This window comes from Nocardia sp. NPDC052112, assembly GCF_040680135.1.
GTDB lineage: Bacteria > Actinomycetota > Actinomycetes > Mycobacteriales > Mycobacteriaceae > Nocardia.
In genome coordinates, this window is record NZ_JBFAWD010000001.1 from 394,977 (window position 1) to 412,675 (window position 17,699).

14 protein-coding genes and 1 pseudogene are annotated in these 17,699 nt (G+C 66.0%); 10 read left to right on the forward strand and 5 right to left on the reverse strand.

What is annotated here, in order from left to right:
* Nucleotides 1–237: 237 nt before the first annotated feature.
* The 3 genes and pseudogenes from AB0L58_RS01850 to AB0L58_RS01860 all read right to left on the reverse strand — a co-directional run.
* Nucleotides 238–756 (reverse strand): annotated as a pseudogene (locus AB0L58_RS01850) (shikimate kinase); the annotation flags it as partial.
* A complete protein-coding gene (aroC, locus tag AB0L58_RS01855) occupies nucleotides 753–1,946 on the reverse strand; it encodes a chorismate synthase (RefSeq protein WP_364380173.1) in 1,194 nt (397 codons plus the stop codon). The pseudogene AB0L58_RS01850 and the gene aroC, both read right to left, overlap by 4 nt.
* Before the next feature lie 82 nt (nucleotides 1,947–2,028).
* Complete coding sequence (locus AB0L58_RS01860; protein ID WP_364380176.1) at nucleotides 2,029–2,475, reverse strand: A24 family peptidase; 447 nt, start codon at nucleotides 2,473–2,475, stop codon at nucleotides 2,029–2,031.
* A gap of 163 nt (nucleotides 2,476–2,638) precedes the next feature.
* On the opposite strand from AB0L58_RS01860, the gene AB0L58_RS01865 reads away from it, so the two are divergent.
* From AB0L58_RS01865 to AB0L58_RS01880, 4 genes are read left to right on the forward strand one after another with little or no spacing between them, the layout of a single operon-like run.
* Nucleotides 2,639–3,766 carry a Xaa-Pro peptidase family protein gene (locus AB0L58_RS01865; RefSeq protein ID WP_364379348.1) on the forward strand — a complete coding sequence of 376 codons (1,128 nt, stop codon included), beginning with the start codon at nucleotides 2,639–2,641 and terminating at the stop codon, nucleotides 3,764–3,766.
* Between the two features lie 47 nt (nucleotides 3,767–3,813).
* Nucleotides 3,814–4,377: an elongation factor P gene (gene efp, locus AB0L58_RS01870; protein WP_062993495.1), complete on the forward strand. Its 564-nt coding sequence runs from the start codon at nucleotides 3,814–3,816 to the stop codon at nucleotides 4,375–4,377.
* A 33-nt stretch (nucleotides 4,378–4,410) separates the two neighbouring features.
* Nucleotides 4,411–4,920, forward strand: a complete 510-nt coding sequence (nusB, locus tag AB0L58_RS01875) for a transcription antitermination factor NusB (RefSeq protein WP_364379353.1) — start codon at nucleotides 4,411–4,413, stop codon at nucleotides 4,918–4,920.
* A complete protein-coding gene (locus AB0L58_RS01880) occupies nucleotides 4,917–5,183 on the forward strand; it encodes a YciI family protein (RefSeq protein ID WP_364379356.1) in 267 nt (88 codons plus the stop codon). Before nusB ends, AB0L58_RS01880 begins: the two co-directional genes overlap by 4 nt.
* A 259-nt stretch (nucleotides 5,184–5,442) precedes the next feature.
* On the opposite strand, the gene AB0L58_RS01885 is transcribed toward AB0L58_RS01880, so the two are convergent.
* Complete coding sequence (locus AB0L58_RS01885; protein ID WP_364379359.1) at nucleotides 5,443–6,405, reverse strand: NADP-dependent oxidoreductase; 963 nt, start codon at nucleotides 6,403–6,405, stop codon at nucleotides 5,443–5,445.
* Between the two features lie 309 nt (nucleotides 6,406–6,714).
* Between AB0L58_RS01885 and AB0L58_RS01890 the strand changes: the two genes are divergently transcribed.
* The 4 genes from AB0L58_RS01890 (at nucleotide 6,715) to AB0L58_RS01905 (ending at nucleotide 9,956) form a co-directional block, all read left to right on the forward strand.
* Nucleotides 6,715–7,353 carry a TetR/AcrR family transcriptional regulator gene (locus AB0L58_RS01890; RefSeq protein WP_364379362.1) on the forward strand — a complete coding sequence of 213 codons (639 nt, stop codon included), beginning with the start codon at nucleotides 6,715–6,717 and terminating at the stop codon, nucleotides 7,351–7,353.
* 69 nt (nucleotides 7,354–7,422) lie between these two features.
* Nucleotides 7,423–8,319 (forward strand): hypothetical protein, encoded by an 897-nt coding sequence (locus AB0L58_RS01895; protein ID WP_364379365.1) that lies wholly within the window; start codon nucleotides 7,423–7,425, stop codon nucleotides 8,317–8,319.
* Entirely contained in the window at nucleotides 8,320–9,060 is a 741-nt protein-coding gene (locus AB0L58_RS01900; protein ID WP_364379368.1) for a hypothetical protein, read from the forward strand.
* The gene (locus tag AB0L58_RS01905) at nucleotides 9,030–9,956 is read left to right on the forward strand and encodes an inositol monophosphatase (protein ID WP_364379371.1); all 927 of its coding nucleotides are present in this window, start codon (nucleotides 9,030–9,032) and stop codon (nucleotides 9,954–9,956) included. The genes AB0L58_RS01900 and AB0L58_RS01905 overlap by 31 nt, the downstream gene beginning before the upstream one ends.
* Nucleotides 9,957–9,981: 25 nt before the next feature.
* On the opposite strand, the gene AB0L58_RS01910 is transcribed toward AB0L58_RS01905, so the two are convergent.
* The gene (locus tag AB0L58_RS01910; protein WP_364379374.1) at nucleotides 9,982–11,241 is read right to left on the reverse strand and encodes an SLC13 family permease; all 1,260 of its coding nucleotides are present in this window, start codon (nucleotides 11,239–11,241) and stop codon (nucleotides 9,982–9,984) included.
* A gap of 128 nt (nucleotides 11,242–11,369) precedes the next feature.
* Between AB0L58_RS01910 and AB0L58_RS01915 the strand changes: the two genes are divergently transcribed.
* On the forward strand, nucleotides 11,370–17,072 hold the full coding sequence (locus AB0L58_RS01915; RefSeq protein WP_364379377.1) for a TIR domain-containing protein: 5,703 nt from the start codon (nucleotides 11,370–11,372) through the stop codon (nucleotides 17,070–17,072).
* 76 nt (nucleotides 17,073–17,148) lie between these two features.
* The gene (locus AB0L58_RS01920; RefSeq protein ID WP_364379380.1) at nucleotides 17,149–17,697 is read left to right on the forward strand and encodes a DUF4334 domain-containing protein; all 549 of its coding nucleotides are present in this window, start codon (nucleotides 17,149–17,151) and stop codon (nucleotides 17,695–17,697) included.
* The last annotated feature ends 2 nt before the right edge of the window (nucleotides 17,698–17,699 follow it).

The following is a 17,699-nucleotide window of genomic DNA, read 5'->3' on the forward strand; positions in this document are numbered from 1 at the left end:
ATCGGTCGTGATCCGGTTGGCCACGGTGATCTTGCCATTGGGCTCGAGCCGGTCGGCCGCGGCGGTTTCGTCGCTATCCGCCTGCGCCGCGGCGGCCCGGCGGCGGGCGGCCGCACGGGCCCTGGCAGCGCGCCGGGCCCGGGATCGGCTGCTGCCCTGCGGTTTCGACGCTACGACGTTCGGTGCGGTTTCGCTCGAATCGGGCTCCGCATCTTGGGGCAGCACCGATTCCATGCCCAACTTCGCCATGATCATCCGCACCACTCGGCCCGGACTGCGACCGTCGGTCCGTACCCGTACCGTGGCGACTTCCCGGTAGAGCGGCCGGCGCTTGCGCATGAGCTCGCGATACTTCGCACCCGGATCGGCACCGTTGAGCAGCGGTCGCTGCGTACTCGCGCCGGTGCGCCGAAGTCCTTCGGCCACACTGATTTCCAGATACACCACGGTGCGATTGCGCAGCAGTTCCCTGGTGTCCTTGGAGAGCACAGCCCCGCCACCGAGCGACACCACACCGCGTTCGGCGAGGATGGCGCGGTGCACGACCTGCTCCTCGATTCGGCGGAATTCCGGTTCACCGTCCTCGGTGAAGATCTCCGGGATGGTGCGCCCGGTCTCGCGCTCGATTCCGGCATCGGTGTCGTAGAGCTCGACACCGAGTTCCCTGGCGAGTTTGCGGCCGATCGTCGATTTCCCCGCCCCGGGCGGTCCGACCAGCACCACGCGCGGTGCGCGCGGATCGGACTGCACGATCATTGCGGCACGTGTGGTCGGGTGCCGATGCGCTTGACGTAGCTGGTGATGTTGTCGACGGTCTCGACCAGCGAATCGCCGCCGAACTTCTCCAGCGCGGCCTGCGCGACGACCAGCGCGACCATGGTCTCGGCGACCACACCCGCGGCGGGCACGGCACAGACATCCGAGCGCTGGTGGATGGCGACGGCCTCTTCGCCGGTGGTCATATCGATCGTGGCCAGTGCACGCGGCACCGTCGAGATCGGCTTCATCGCGGCGCGCACCCGCAGCGGCTCACCATTGGTCATGCCGCCCTCGAGACCACCGGCCCGGTTGGTCGAGCGCAGCACGCCGTCCGGTCCCGGCTTCATCTCGTCATGTGCCAGGCTGCCGCGGCGGCGCGCGGTTTCGAAACCGTCGCCGACCTCGACGCCCTTGATCGCCTGAATTCCCATGAGCGCGCCCGCTAGCCGCGAATCCAGCCGATCCGCGCCGCTGATGAACGAGCCCAATCCGACGGGTAGCCCCTCCACGACCACCTCGACCACACCGCCCAGGGTGTCACCGTCCTTTTTGGCGGCCTCGATCTCGGCGATCATCGCGGCCTCGGCATCCTTGTCGAACGCGCGCACCGGACTCTCATCGATCGCGGCCAGATCGGCGGCGGTCGGCACGATGCCGGTGGTATTGGCGGCGGTGCCGATCGAAACGACGTGCGAGACGACCTCGACGCCGAAGGCCTGCCGCAGGAAGTTCCTGGCGACCGTGCCCGCCGCGACCCGCGCGGCGGTCTCGCGGGCGCTGGCCCGCTCCAAGACATTGCGGGCGTCGTCGAAGTTGTACTTGAGCATGCCCGAGTAGTCGGCGTGGCCGGGCCGTGGCCGGGTCAGCGGTGCGTTGCGGGCCATATCGGCGAGTTCGCTCTCGTCCACCGGATCCGCGGCCATGACCGTCGTCCACTTCGGCCATTCGGAGTTCGCGATCTCGATGGCCACCGGTCCGCCCATGGTGCGCCCATGCCGCACCCCACCGATGACGGTGACCTTATCGGCCTCGAACTTCATCCGGGCGCCGCGCCCGTACCCGAGCCGACGGCGCGCCAACTGTGCGGAGATCTCGTCGGACGTCACCTCGACACCGGCCACCATCCCCTCGAGGATGGTGACAAGAGCAGGACCGTGGGATTCTCCGGCAGTTATCCAGCGCAGCACGTTGTCCATCTTCCCATGTCGGCGCGGGTGCTCCGGCACGCGGCCCGCCGTGATCACCGGTACGGCCGTGCCACTGCTTCGGCTAGCCATGCGCCGCCGCCAGGCTCAGCAGCGTCGCGAGGCACATGGCGGGCCCATGGGGCAGCGCATGTGGTCCGCCCTGATCCGCACCGGACCGAATCCGCCAGTGCGCCGATAAGGCGATTCCGAATACCGCGGTCAGAATCGGTGCGATGAGTGCTGCCCGCACCCACACCTGTGCACCGCCGAGCGCGGTGACCGCACCGAGTCCGATCGCCAGCTTCACATCACCCGCCCCGAGCGCTTCCGGTGCGATCAAGTGCACCAATAAATATGGCAGCGCCAACAAGATCGAACCGGCCATCGCGGCTGTGAATTGTGTTGTGATCAGCGCATATCCGAAGATGATCAGCGCGCCGTAGGCGGTGAGCGCATTGGGCAGTCGGCGCTGGCGGATATCGCAGATGGTGAGCATCGAGCACCATGCCACCAGAAAGGCTAAAGCGATGGGGGACATGGTTTTCAGCCTTGTCCGCCCCGGTCGCCGGTGCAGCCCTCGATATCGGATTGGGGATAACCGATCGTAATGTGAACATCGATCGCCTCGCTCGAATACCGGGATCCCGGTGTTTTATGCGGGATCTACGGCGTGTCGGCGGTAGTTTTGACACATGTCTGCTGATCACGTGGGCCCTTGGCCCGACTACGCTGCGCGCCGTGGCGCACTGCGCAGTCTGCTGGTGGAGAACGAGGTCGACGCGCTGTTGGTCACCGATCTGGTGAACATCAGGTACCTGACCGGCTTCACCGGGTCCAATGCCGCACTGCTGGTGACCTCCTGGGATATGCGTAATTCCGAGGAGCGCACCGTGATCGGCACCGACGGTCGCTATCTGAGCCAGGTCGCCGAGCAGGTGCCGGACCTGCGCGCCGAAATAGCCAGGGCCGCCGCCCGCAGAATCGTGGAACTCGCGGGGGAATGGCAGCTCGGCCGGGTCGGCTACGAGAGCCACATCGTCACGGTGGACCAGCATCGCGGATTCATCGAGCAGAAGACCGGTTTGGAGTTCGTCGCCACGCCGGGGCTGGTCGAACAGCTGCGGATGGTCAAGGACGCGTACGAGATCGAACAGTTGCGTGCCGCCTGCGCCGCGGGTGACGCCGGGCTGGCGACCCTGTTGGAACGGGGCGGCCTGCGCCCCGGCCGCACCGAACGCGAGGTTGCCCGTGATCTGGAGTGGGCGATGTTCGAACACGGCGCCGATGCGGTCGCCTTCGAGACCATCGTGGCGACGGGTGCGAACTCCGCGATCCCGCATCACCGGCCCACCGGGGCGGTCTTGACCACCGGCGATTTCGTCAAGATCGACTTCGGCGCCGTGGTCGGCGGCTACCACTCCGATATGACCCGCACTTTCGTACTCGGCGCCGCCTCCGACTGGCATCGCGAGGTGTACGCGCTGGTCGAGGCGGCGCAACGGGCCGGACGCGAAGCGCTGAAGCCCGGCGCGCCGGTCACCGACGTAGATGCGGCGGCCCGCGCGGTGATCGAGGAAGCCGGGCACGGGAAGCTGTTCGTACACGGTCTCGGGCACGGTGTCGGACTGCAGATCCACGAAGCGCCGGGAATCGCAAAAACCGGAACCGGTACACTTCTGTCTGGCGTGGCGGTGACCGTCGAACCAGGTGTGTACTTCCCCGGCCGCGGCGGCGTCCGGATCGAGGACACGCTCGTGGTGCGCGAGGGGGGCCCGGATCTGCTCACCAACACCAGCAAGGACCTGACCGTCGTCGAATGACGCCGGTCACCGAGACCGCATATCCAGAACTAGGAGATCCGAGAACAGTGGCGGACACCAGCGACTTCAAGAACGGCCTCGTGCTGAAGATCGACGGTCAGCTCCAGCAGATCGTCGAATTCCAGCACGTCAAGCCGGGTAAGGGCCCTGCCTTCGTGCGGACCAAGCTGAAGAACGTGCTGTCCGGCAAGGTCGTCGACAAGACCTTCAACGCGGGCGTGAAGGTGGAGACCGCCACCGTCGACCGTCGCGATATGACCTACCTGTACCACGACGGCTCGGATTACGTCTTCATGGACGGCGAGACCTTCGACCAGATCTCCATCTCCGAGGACACCATCGGTCCCGGCGCCCGGTTCCTGCTGGAGAATATGGTCGTGCAGGTCGCCACGCACGAGGGTGCGCCGCTCTACGTCGAACTGCCGGTCACCGTCGAACTCGAGGTACAGCACACCGATATCGGCCTGCAGGGCGACCGCTCCACCGGCGGCACCAAGCCCGCCACCCTGGAGACCGGCGCCGAGGTGCAGGTGCCGCTGTTCATCAACACCGGCGACAAGCTGCGCATCGATTCGCGCGACGGCAGCTACCTCGGCCGCGTGAACGCCTGATCGCCCGCCGAGGCGAACGGGGATAATGACGCTGTGGCGGAACAGCCTGTAGACAAGAAGTCCACGTTCAAGAAGCTCGGCGCGCGCCACAAGGCCCGGCGCCGGGCGGTCGATCTGCTCTTCGAGGCGGAGGCCCGCGACGTGGACGCGGCCGACCTGCTCGCCGAGCGGTCGGAGCTGGCCACCCAGGATCAGACGGTCGCCCCGCTGCACGCCTACACCCGCACTCTGGTCGAAGGTGTCGCCGACGATCTGGATCGGGTGGACGGCACCATCGAGTCCTACCTCAAGGATTGGGAACTGTCCCGGCTGCCCGCCGTCGACCGGGCCATCCTGCGGATCGCGGTGTGGGAGTTGTTCCACGCCAACGATGTTCCGCCGGTGGTCGCCGTCGACGAGGCGGTGGAGCTGGCCAAGGAGCTGTCCACCGACGATTCGCCCGGATTCGTCAACGGTGTGCTCGGTCAGGTCGTGCTGGTTGCCCCGCAGGTGCGCGCGGCCGCCGCGGCGACCAGGGCGCCGCGTCCGGAGTCGCAAGCGTGACCAACAAATACCTGGTCATGGCTATGCGTAAGCCCTCGTTCGACCCCGCCGTCATCGAACCGCATCGACAGTTTTTGAACGAGCTGTTGAACCGCGGGCAGTTGGTGGAGAGCGGACGGTTCACCGACGGCACCGGCGGTGCGTATGTGATCCGCGCCGAAAGTCTCGAAGCCGCAAGGGAAATCGCGTTCACCGATCCGGTGTGTACCACCGGATCCTCAGCGCTCACCGTGTACGAGTGGGAGATCGCGGTCTCCGCCTGATTGCCGTCGGCTCGGCTGCATACCGAAATGGTATGCGGCTGTTGACGTTTCAGGGCGTATCGCGATCCGGTGCCGAGTGGCCGCCCCGAGCTCCCGCTGGTGGGTGTACTGGCCCAGCGGGAGCGGACCGTGAACCGTCGAGGCTGACCGGCTCGCGGAATCGGGGTGTGCCGGCCCCGCGGCGCGCACCGACGGATGGCGGGACCGCATTCGGCGAGCCTGGCACGGGTCGATCCTGATTCCTCAACTGCACTCGAGGTCAAGGGTTCGGCAGGTGGCCTGGGTCACTCACGGTTAGCACGATCTTCCCGGTGGTTCTGGCCTGTTCGATCAGGCGGTGTGCCTCGGTCGCCTGTTCCAGCGGCAGCACCGTTTCCACGTATGGGCGCAGCTGGCCCTTCTCGAACAGGGCGGTCAATGCTTCCAGGTCGGCCCGGTCGGGTTCCACCAGGTAGCCGCTGGCGCGTACGCCGAGTTCGGCTGCGCGTTCGGACATGCCAGGTGTCCACGCCGCCTGTGCGTTGACGAGAATGCCACCGGGACGCAAGGTTTCGAGCATGCGTAGCGCCGATTCGCCGCCGTGCATCTGGATCACGATATCGAGATCGCGGACGGTCGCGGCGATGTCGGTCGTCGTGTAGTCGATGGTCTCGTCGGCGCCGACTGCGGTGAGGAAGTCGTGCTTGGCCGCGCGTGCGGTACCGATCACATACGCCCCGAACGACTTTGCGATCTGCACGGCGAGGTGACCGACCCCACCTGCCGCGGCGGATACCAGAACACGCTGTCCGGGCGCGACTTTCCCGACATCGACGAGCATCTGCCAGGCCGTGAGCGCGGCCAATGGCAGCGCCGCGGCGTCGGTGAAACTCGAACCTGTTGGCATGGGTGCGAATTGATGCGATGGCGCGGTCACGTATTCCGCGTAGGCGCCCGCCGCCCGCGGAAACCACGGCATGCCGTACACCCGGTCGCCGGGCCGGAAGCGGGTCACGCCGTAGCCGACCTCCTCGACGATTCCGGCGACATCCCAGCCGTTGACGAAGGGCAGCGTCAGTGCCCGGACGTACGCCCGCCCTTCTCGGCTGAAACAGTCGATCGGATTGACTCCCGCCGCAACGACTTTCACCAGCACTTCGGTGGGCAGCGGTGTCGGCCGCGTGATCTCCACGAGTCGCATGGTCTCCGGCCCGCCCCAGTGCCCCTGTTGAATGGCGCGCATGATCTGTCCTCTCACCTGAAAAACATGGACGATCGTCCGATATATTCGAGCGGCCGGTGCGTCCGCTCAATCGCTGGTTATATGTCGACTCGGCATCGGGAATCGCCTGATCGGTGGCGGCTGAGCTGTTGATTGCGGTATAGATCAGCGGCGATTTCGTCGAAATCAAGTGGACAACTGTACTATTACTTCTTCTCGGTGCCCTTGTCAATGTGATGTGGTGAGCGATTGATCGAGCTAATTCGGTGTGAAATAATTGGGACGGTCGTCCATTAACTGTGCTCGGCCGCGGACGAAAGGCAGGTACTGATGACCGTGGAAACCAAGGTCGACAAGCGTTTACAGCGCGGTGAGCGATCGCGCCGCGCCATCCTCGACCGTGCCATGGATATCGCCTCGGTCGAGGGCCTGGAAAGTCTGTCCGTGCGGCGTCTGGCGACCGAACTCGACCTCAGCAAGAGTGGCGTTTTCGCGCACTTCGGCTCCAAGGAAGAACTCCAGCTCGCGACCGTCCGCGCGGCGGTCGAGGTATTCGTCGCACATGTGGTGAAGCCCGCGCGACGTGCACCCGCCGGCGTCCGCCGTGTCCGGGCGCTCGGCGAGTCCTGGTTGGACTATGCCGCGAAGCCGTACTTCAGCGGCGGCTGCTTCTTCCTGTCCGCCGTCGCGGAGTTCGACGCCCGCCCCGGGCGTGTGCACGATGCCGTCGCCGCATCCCGCCGAGACTGGTTGCGGCTCTACGAAACCACCGTTGCCGAGGCCATCGGTCTCGGCGAGATCGCTCCCGATAACGATCCCGCCGACCTCGCCTTCGAACTCGATGCCATCGCACGCACCGCCGCCCAGGACGCGCTGCTGTTCGGCGCAGCGGCGCCCTACGATCGGGCCCGCCGTATCCTCGCCACGCGACTGGACGCCGCTGCACCCCGACCCGCCAGTGGGACTTGACCGTTCGCTCGCTGCGTCGACACAGGTGCACCTATCCTGGGTAGAAACCCTAGGGGAGGCCGAAAACATATGGCACGGGTGCTGATCTGGCTGCGGAACAATATCGACGGTCTCGTCGCCCTGGTTCTCGCGGTCATCTTCGGTGTGATCTCGCTGATCGATATCGGCTTCTTCGATGCGGATCTGATCAACGCCGTCATTCTGCTGGTGCTCGGTTTGCTGGCTACCACGCTGCTGCGTGATCGGCATCTGTCGGCCAAGGCGATTCGGGATTCGAACTCGGTACAGCTGCTGTACGGTCCGGAAATCGGGCATGCGCATACGCTCGCGCGCCGCGGTACCGAACAGTGGTTGTTCAAGGGCGGTACCGGAACCTACCTGCGAGCCGTCACACTGCGCGAATCCGTGGAAAACGCCCGCCGCGAACAACGTCCGCTGCGGATCCAGGTGGAAGTGCTGGATCCGACCAATGAGCAGCTGTGCAAGACCTATGCGCAGTTCCGCTCGTCGCTGGTGCCGGAGGCCGACCGCACCGGCGAATTGTGGACCACCGAACGGACTCGCAAGGAGTCCTTCGCGACAGTCCTGGCCGCCTGCTGGTACCGGCAGCGGTTCACCTTCCTGACCATCGATGTCGGGCTTTCGGCGGTGATGACGACCTTCCGCTGGGACCTCTCGTCCAGTTGTGTCATTGTCACCCAGGACAATCCGAATACTCCGGCCCTGATGTTCGAGCGGGACAAGCCCTACTACCGGGACTTCAACCGGGAACTCGTGGCCAGTTTCAAGCAGGCCAGACAGGTGCCGCTGAGCCGGAGCGAGGAACTTGCGCTCGCCGACGAACCGTCGGTCGATCAGACTCGTGCGCTGTTCGATCTGCTCGGTCTCGCGCTACCGGCTTCCTATACCGATCGCGACGTCGCCGATATCGTGCGACGCGCACTGCAGCCGAGGAATCCGTACTGAATGAACGACTATGTCCGACTACGAAAGCTGATCGACTCCGACGCGGCGGGTCCCGCGGTGCGCCGCTGGGCCCGGGATTTCATGACCGGAGTGCTTGCCGGTCGCGCCGAGGTCGGCGCGGTCCGGCATCCGTTGGGGTTCTTGTGTTTTCCTGCATGGCGCGACGGCCGACTCGGCGTCTGCGTGCACATCTGGACCGATGGGCTGCGCTCGCATCCGACGACCTCGGCAATGCACGCGCACAGCTGGGATCTGCTCAGCGTCGTCTTGTACGGCGAGGTCGGCAACGAGATACTCGAAGTGGAGAACGCCGCGGACCGGCCGACCCATCGCATCTTCGAAATCCACAGTGGCGCCGATGGCGACGTGGTGCGCGCGACCGAGCGACTGGTCCGCTACCGCACCCGATCCAGTCGGCACTTCCGCGCCGGTGAGGTATACACCCTGCCGCACGGGGTATTTCACCTCTCCGATGTGCGGGGTGAGGCGGCCACGGTGGTGCTCGGTGAGGTGCGGCGCGGCCGTCCGGACCGATCCCTCGGCACCCTGGCCACCACCGACCACCGGGTGCACCGCACGGGTTGCAGCCCGACCGAAACCCGCCGTGCCGCACAAACGGTGCTGAACCACCTGTGTTTACCCACCCCGCCGGCTCCGCCGGCTGCCATCCCCCAGGGGGATCCCACCCTGCCGGAACAACTGGAGGACCGATGCGAGCAGGCGACGTTGCGAACCTGGTAGTGCCACCGAATGGTCCGGTGCCGGCCGATCCGGATCCGATCAGCCCGTTCGACCGGCTGGACACTGTGCTGACGACCGCTGCCGAGGTTGCCAGGGTGGCGGCGATCGAGGCGGGTCGGGCGATTCGGGAGGGTCTGGCCGGATCACTCACCGTCCGCACGAAGGATGCCAGCGGTGATCTGGTCACCGACCTGGATGTGCGCGCCGAACAGATCATCGTCGGCCACATCCGCCGCGCCTTCCCGCACCATCGCATCCTCGCCGAGGAATCCGGGCTGCAGGGCGTCGATGATTCCTGGTGCTGGGTCGTCGACCCGTTGGACGGCACCAACAACATCGCCATCGGCCTGCACGTCTGCACGATCGGTATCGCCCTGTGTCACAACGGAGTTCCGGTGCTCGGCATCGTCCACGAACCATTGGCCGACCGCACCTGGTCCGCCGTGCGTGGATCCGGCGCGACCGGTCCGGACGGGCCGCTTTGGCGACCGCCGCACCGTCCGTCGGAATCCGCTCCGACCCTGGCCTGGCTGCAGGGCTATCCGGTGACCCGCACCGATACCACGGCACGCGCCCTGCGTCTGGCCCTGGAATCCGGTTCTCGTCGCCTGATTCAGCTGTGGTCTCCGCTGCTGTGCTGGGTCATGCTGAGTCGCGGCGATATCGACGGCTTCGTCGGCTATCGAGCGGGTTTGGTCGATCTGCCCGCGGGCACCCTGCTGGCCCGCGAATCCGGCATCCACATCACCGATTTCGACGGCGCACCGCTCAACGATCATCTCGACCTTCCTGGCGGCGAGGTGAACTTCATTGCCGCCAGCACCGAAATGCTGCCCGAGTTGGCCTTGCTGGTGAAGGCCGCCGCCGAGGTGAGTGTGACGGGGTTGCCGGGCTGAAGGGCAGTCGAAGCTTTCGGTTCGGCTATCCGGTGGCCAAAAGCGCCGCCACCGCACCGGTCGTAGCGACGACCGCGAGCCCGAGTCCGGTCAGTACGAACCGTGACATCGGCACCCGAACACCATGGGTGCGGCAGAACTCCAGGCACAGCAGCGTCGCCAATGATGCCCATGGCGTCACGATCGGCCCGACATTGGTGCCGATGAGCAATGCCAGCAACTGATTTCGATTCTCCGTGGGCACCACCGCCTCACCGGCGGTGTAGGCCGGAAGATTATTGGCCACATTGGACAATCCGGCACCCGCGCCCGCCGCGCGGTACGCACCGACCACTCCGGAGTCGTGCCCGATCAGCGCTTGCATGACATCGGCGAGTCCGAACCTGCTCAATGTCGGCACCACCAGGAACAATCCGACCACGAAAACCAGCAACTGCCACGGGATCAGCGATAGTCGCAGCGATGAACGGTCGAAGATCGCGAAGGCGATCACCGCAATGGCGGCGGCGAGAGTGGCGGCGATACCGATCCGGTCGCCCACGATCGGAATCGCCAGGATGAAGAGCAGACACGCACCTGCCGTCGTGTAGCGCAGCGTGCGCTCCCTGGCATTCTTCGGGCGAATCGGTTCCGGCGGTACGTACCGATCGGTTTCTCGGCGACCCCGCCGCCAATACCAGATCCATAGGCACACCATGGTCGCCGTGATCGACACCAGCTGCGGCCCCCACATCCGTGCCGCGAAATCCGTGGCATGCAGGGCGACCCGGTCGGCGGCGAGGAGATTGGTGAGATTCGAGACCGGCAGGAGCAAACTGGCCGTATTGGCCAGCCAGAGCGTGGTCATCGCCAACGGCAGCGGCGGAATACGGGCCGGTACCGCCAGCGCGAGCATGACCGGGGTGAGCAATACGGCGGTGGTATCGAGATTGAGCAGAATCGTGGTCGCCGCCGCGAAAAGGACGCAGAGCAGGAACAACGCCGGATAATAGCCGCGTCCGAGAATGGCAAGCCGATGTGCGATCGCATCGAATACCTTCGCCTGCCGCGTCAGCTCCGCGAGAATGATCACACTGCACAGGAACAGCAGCAGTGGACCGATCCGACGCATATTCTCGGCGGCTTCGGCACGCGGCAGCAGTCCGGTCGCCACGCACAGCAGTCCGGCCGCGAAGAGTCCGAGCCGGACCCAATCCAGCACGCTCAGCGCCCATCGCGGGCGTGCGGACACCAGGGCACTCGACGGCGGGTTCGCCGCAGCGGAATCGACCTGTTGTTCGGACACCTGCCCATCATGCAACATGACCGATGCCCGCGATGCAGCATATCGGCTGGGGCGCTTCCGCATTCGATGCGCGTCGAAAACGATCTTCGGCCGTTTGGCGTGGCGACCCCGCGGGGCATACTGATGCTGTGACTTCGGGTGGGCGGCGGGACTTCTTCATCAGCTATTCTCCGGCCGACGAGCGGTGGGCCACCTGGTTGGCCTGGCAGTTGGAGACCGCGGGCTACAGCACCCTCATCCAGGCGTGGGATTTCGTGCCCGGCACCAACTTCATCGATTTCATGGATCGCGGAGTGCGCGATTCGGCGGTGGTGCTGGTGGTGCTGTCGGAGAACTATCTCGGCTCCTACTACGGAACCATGGAATGGCAGGCGGCCTACCGCACCGATCCGGGCAAGCTGATGCCGGTGCGCATCGCCGAATGCACGCTCGAGGGTCTGCTCGCCACCATCACCTATGTCGACATGGTGCGGGTATCGACCGCGGAGCAGGCGCGCCGAAGCCTGCTGGAGCGGGTCGGACATCTGCTCGCGGGGCGGGCGAAGCCGCCGTCGGAACCGAGCTTTCCCCATGACGGTCCGGACCGGTTCGCCGCCGAAACCATTTCGGACACACCTCAATCCGTACTGCCGCGCCGCACACCGGTTGCGGCCCCGGCTTTTCCGGGTGCCACCGACCATGAGGAGTCGCGTACCAGCGTCTCCGTGCTGCATGTCGCGGGTCCGCGCTTCGGTCGCGGGCTGCTCGCCGCGGATGAGCCGAGCACCGCGGCCGAATTGCAGGCGCGCATCCACGCCAATGTGACCCATTTGGTGGACCAGGGTGTGGCCAAACCGGATTTGATCGTGGTTTCCGGCGATATGACCGAATCCGGCCGCCCGCGTGAGGTCGACGAGGCGCTGACCTTCCTGAGCGGATTGCGCACGCTGCTCGGCCTCGGCCCAGAGCGGCTGATCGTGGTGCCGGGCAATCACGATGTCTCCAAACCGGCCTGCCACGCGTACTTCCTGAGCTGTGAGGCCCGTGATCGCAAACCGCAGCCGCCGTACTTCCCGAAGCTCGAGCAGTACGCGCGGATGTTCGGCGCGCTGTATCAGGGGCTGGATCACCTCGTCTTCGATATCGGTCAGCCGTGGACGCTGTTCCCGATTCCCGAATTGCGAGTGGTGGTAGCCGGATTGAATTCGACGATGGCCGCGACCCATCTGCCCGAAGATGATTACGGCCGGATCGGCGAGCCGCAGGCGTCCTGGTTCGCCGAGCGGCTACGCCCGTTCGAGGAGAACGGGTGGTTGCGCCTCGGTGTCGTTCGGCACGATCCGCTGCCCGGCGCGGGCACTCCCGTTCATGATCCGGACCTGCTGCGCGATGCGGATACGCTGTCCCGCCTGCTCGGCGGCCGGTTGAACCTGCTGCTACACGGTCCGGGACCCGGTGGACCGCATGTGGATCGGCTCGATGACGCGCTGCCGGTACTGCCCGCCGCCGCCGCGGGCCGCGACGAGATCATCCAGCTCACGGCCGCGGGCCTGGCCCGGTTCTCCGGACGTGGCGAGTCCACCGCGCAACTCGAATTCGACTGGCTGAAGGTGAGTGCGGCCCTGCCGACGGCCAAACAGCCCGAACTACCCGGTCCGGACGAACCCGAACTACCGGAACCGCCCGCCGAAACTCCGGCGGTGGATCCGCGCGGGCGGCTGCTCGAACGCGTCGCCGAGGTGTGCGAGACCCGTTATCCCGGTGCGAAAATCCGGCGTGTCGAGGTGGAGCCGCCGCATCTGCTGATCACCAGGGAGGACGACGAGGTCATCGCCCAGTGGCGCGTCGGTGTGCACGTCGGTGATATGACCAGGCAGGTGGTGGAGGACTTCCTCGGCCACGATCCGGAATACGGTTCCGAACTCGTGTATCGCGGTGCGGCGCCGCCGCGTTCGCTGCGGGAGGACGCGGCCAGCCACGGTCTGCGCGTGCGCAGCTTCACCGAATTCCAGGGCCTGCTCGATCTGGACGACTATCTCATCCACCAGGCGGCACGGTTGCGCGCGGATCGCACCTACCCGCCGGATCTGTATGTGCCGCAGCGCTTCCGGATCCTCGAACACGGTGACCAGCAGATCCGCGACGATCTGGTGGGCGAGCTGATGAAGGTGATCGCGGCCGACCACGGCCGATTCATCCTCATACTCGGTGATTTCGGGCGCGGGAAAACCTTCGCGCTGCGCGAGTTGGCCCGCCGCATCACCGAAACCATGCCCGCGCTGATTCCGATCCTGATCGACCTGCGGGCCCTGGACAAAACCCATTCGGTGGACGGTCTGGTCGCCGCACATCTGGCCAATCACGGCGAGGATCGCATTGATCTGAAGGCGCTGCACTACATGCTGCGCGAGGGCCGGGTGGTGTTGCTGTTCGACGGTTTCGACGAACTCGTCACCCGGATCAGCTACGACTTCGCCGCCGACCATCTGGAAACCCTGCTGCAGGCCGCCGTCGGCAAGGCCAAGATCATCGTGGCCAGCCGCACCCAGCACTTCGAATCCCGCGCCCAGGTGCTCACCGCCCTCGGCGAGCGCGTCGGTCTGCTGCAGGATCGGCGCATCGTCGGCATCGAGGATTTCGCGCCCGCGCAGATCCACGCCTTCCTGACCAACCGCTACGGCGGCGATATCCGCCGCGCGGGCGCCAGAATGGGGTTGATCACCGGTATCGAGGATTTGCTCGGGCTGGCACAGAATCCGAGAATGCTCGGCTTCATCGCCGATCTGGACGAGCGGCGGCTACGGGCTGCTGCGGGTGCCAAACAAGCGGTGGGTCCGGCCGGGCTGTACCGGGAGATCCTGGAGTCCTGGCTGACCTACGAGGCCGACCGGACCGCGGGTGTCGCCGGTGCGCTGCCAGGGCTGCGCCTGCACGAATTATGGCTCGGTGTCACGGCATTCGCGCTGCGGGTCTGGGAAACCGGCGAGCCATATCTGCGGCTATCCGAATTGACCGAGGTCGCAGCGGGTTTGGCCGAGCTGACCGGATCGGGCCGAATGTCGGTGCAGCAATCCGCGCACGCCATCGGCTCCGGTAGCCTGCTGGTGCGCACTGAGGACAACCTGTTCGGCTTCATCCATTCGTCGGTAATGGAATGGTTGGTGGCCAATCACATTGCCGAACAATTCGAGGTCGGCACCCGCACGCCCGCCCAGCTGACCCAATCGCCACTATCGCAACTGTCGATCGACTTCCTCTGCGATCTCGCCGACAACCGGGCGCTGCGCACCTGGGCCGAGGATGTGCTCGCCGACCAGGCGGCCGATGAAGTATCGCGCACCAATGCCATTCGGGTGGCGACGCGGCTGCGCACCGCACCGACCGCGGATCTGCGCGGTGCGAGTCTGGCGGGGGAGGATCTGTCGTATCGGGATCTGCGCGATGTCGATCTCACCGGAGCCGATCTCAGCGGCGCCCGGCTGGTCGGTACGAACCTCGACCGCGCCGTACTGCACGGTGCGCGATTGGTCGGGGCCCGACTCGACGAGGCCAGCCTGGTCGGGGCGGATCTGGGCGAGACCGATCTCACTCGCGCCCGACTGGTGCACACGGATCTGACCGGATCGCGGGCGAGCGGCAGCCGTTGGTCCCGCGCGGCACTCATCGAGGTCACCGGCACCCCGACCGGCACCGATCTGCACGGTGCGGCGTGGGTGCCGGGAGTCGCGGCGCAGACCGAATTCGCGCCTGCCGCAATCGGAGTCCGGCACGGCTTCCACGCGCGGCACGGCCGATTGCCGCAGCCGGTCGCCTACAACCCGGACGGCGGCACGCTGGCCATCGGCAGTGATGACGGCGGCGTGCTCATCTGTGACGCCGAAACCGGAAGACCGCTGCGCACCTTGCAGACCCACCGTGCCCGTGCCTTCGCGGTGGCGTTCACCGATACGGTGTTGGTGACCGGATCCGGCGACGGCACCGTGGGGATCTGGGATGCCGCGACCGGTGAACTGCGCCGAATCCTGTTGGGGCACAAGAACTGGCCTTGGCCGGTGGTGCTCAGTCCCGCCGGTGATCTGCTGGCCACCGGCGACGCCGACGGTGTGTTGCGGCTGTGGACATTGCCGAGCGGCGAATTACGGCACGAATGCCGTCCCGCTGGTGGTGGCCGGGAACTCGTCTACAGCTTGGATATTCGCGGACCGCTGGTCGCCGCCTCCTATCGAGATGGCACCGTACGGTTGTGGGATATCGAAAGTGGTAGGGAGAGCGGCGAATTCAGTGGCGCTCCCGGCTCGGTATTCCGGGTGGCGTTCGATCCGACCGGTGAACTGCTCGCGGTCGGTGGTGTCGACGGCACGCTGGCGTTGTGGGATCCGTCGAGTTGCCGCAAGATTCGCGATCTAACCGGCCACACCGGACGGGTCTATACCGTCGCCTTCCATCGCAGCCGCCCGATCATGGCGAGCGGGGACACCGATGGCGGACTGCGTCTGTGGGATACCGACACCGGTGCGCCACGGCAGTCGCTCACCGAACACACCGCGGCCATCTACTGGCTCGCCTTCGATCCGGCGGGTGAACTGCTCGCCTCGGGCGACAGCGCCGGACTGGTCTGTCTGCGCGATGGTGCGACCGGCGAGTTGCGCCACCGGCTCACCGCGCACACCGGCTCGATCTGGCCCTTCGCCTTTCGCCCGGACGGTACCCAACTGGCCATTACCGACGACCAATTCACCACCCGGCTCTGGGATCCCGTGACCGGCACGTGCAAGCACACGCTCACCGGTCACGGCCGCCAGGTCCGTACGGTCAGCTTCAATGCGGACGGCACCCTGCTCTCCGGCGTGGGCAATGACGGGGTGGTTCGACTGTGGGATCCGGTGACCGGACGGTTGGTGCGCCGACTGATCGGCAGCGATGACCGCTTGCTCACCTTCGAATCGGCGATATTCAGCACACTGGGCCGCCATCAGCTCGGTCTCGTCGTCAACGACGGGCGGCTCAGCCTGTTCAACCTCGACGCCGACCTGTACGAGCGGCACATCACCATCGAATCCGCGCCGATCTGGGCCGCCGCCTTCGACCCGACCGGTGACTATGTGGCCACCGCCAATGACGACGACACGGTGATCATCTGGGTGCGCACCACGGGCGCGCTGCACGCCGTCTGCGGCGAACATCGCGGCCGGGTGCGCTCCATCGCCTTCAGCGCCGATGGTGCGCTGATGGCCACCGGCTGCGACGATTCCGTGGTGCGGCTGTGGGATGTGCGCTCCGGACGATTCCTGCGGGCCCTGAGCGGACATCGCGACCGGGTGTATTCGGTCGCCTTCCATGAGGATCGCCTCGCCAGCGTGTCCTGGGATACCACCGCCCGCATCTGGGATATCGAATCCGGCGCTGCGCTGCACACGCTGACCAGGCATACCGGCAGGCTCTGGACGGCCGCGGTCGACCCGCGCACCGGCACCTTGGCGACCGGGGGTGATGATCTGGTTGTTCGATTGTGGGATATCGCCTCCGGACGTCATCTGCATACCCTCGAAGGGCATAAGCGCCGAGTCTGGTCGCTGAGCTTCGACCCGTCCGGCAAGCTGCTGGCCAGCGGCGGTGATGACGGCAATATCCTGCTCTGGTCGCGGCCGGAGGACGAAGCACCGTCGATCCGCGCGATCCTGCTCGGTCTGCCCGAAGGATGGGCGGCTCTCGCTCCGGACGGCCGATACAAGTTCGAGGGCAATATCGCCGGGCAGTTCTGGCATGTCATCGGTATGTCACGGTTCGAATCGGGCGAGCTCGATCCCTACTTGCCGGAGGTGGGCCAGCTGCCGGCCGATGCCCCGTTCTGAGATGGGGCCCGAGTGGATCGAATGAGAGATTGATAGCCTAATTCTCGCAACATTGCCGTCGATAAGGAGACCGCTGATGGTCGAGAACACGCGCGCGCAGTCCGATCTGACGCACATGGTCGATGGTGGGTGCACGGCCGAGCAGGTATGGGAACTGTTCGACAGCCTGCCCGCGGCCAGGGTCACGGAGGTGACCGTCGGCCGCTGGCGGGGCGCGGAACTCGATACCGGGCATCCGTTCGCCGGGGTATTGGTCGCCTCGGGCTGGTACGGCAAGCAGTTCGACGATCCGGAATCGGTGCACCCACTGTTGTTCGCCGACGAATCGGAGCAGATCTTCGCCGTCGACCCGCGCCGGGTGCCGCTCGGTCTGGCCGGCAAGGTGCCGCTCGCGGGCGTGCGGACGGTGCGGAAGCTGCTGCCCGTCCTCGGTCCGGCAATCCGTACCCGCAGGCCGGCGGCGCGTTTGCGCGATATCGAATACCGGGGCGTGGTGAGTGTCGCGATGGTCTACGACCAACTGCCGATCATCGATCACTTCCGTCGAGTGGATATCGATACGCTGCTCGGGGTGATGGATATGCGGGGGATGGCCGAACCGTACTTCTTCGTGCTGCGTCGCTGATC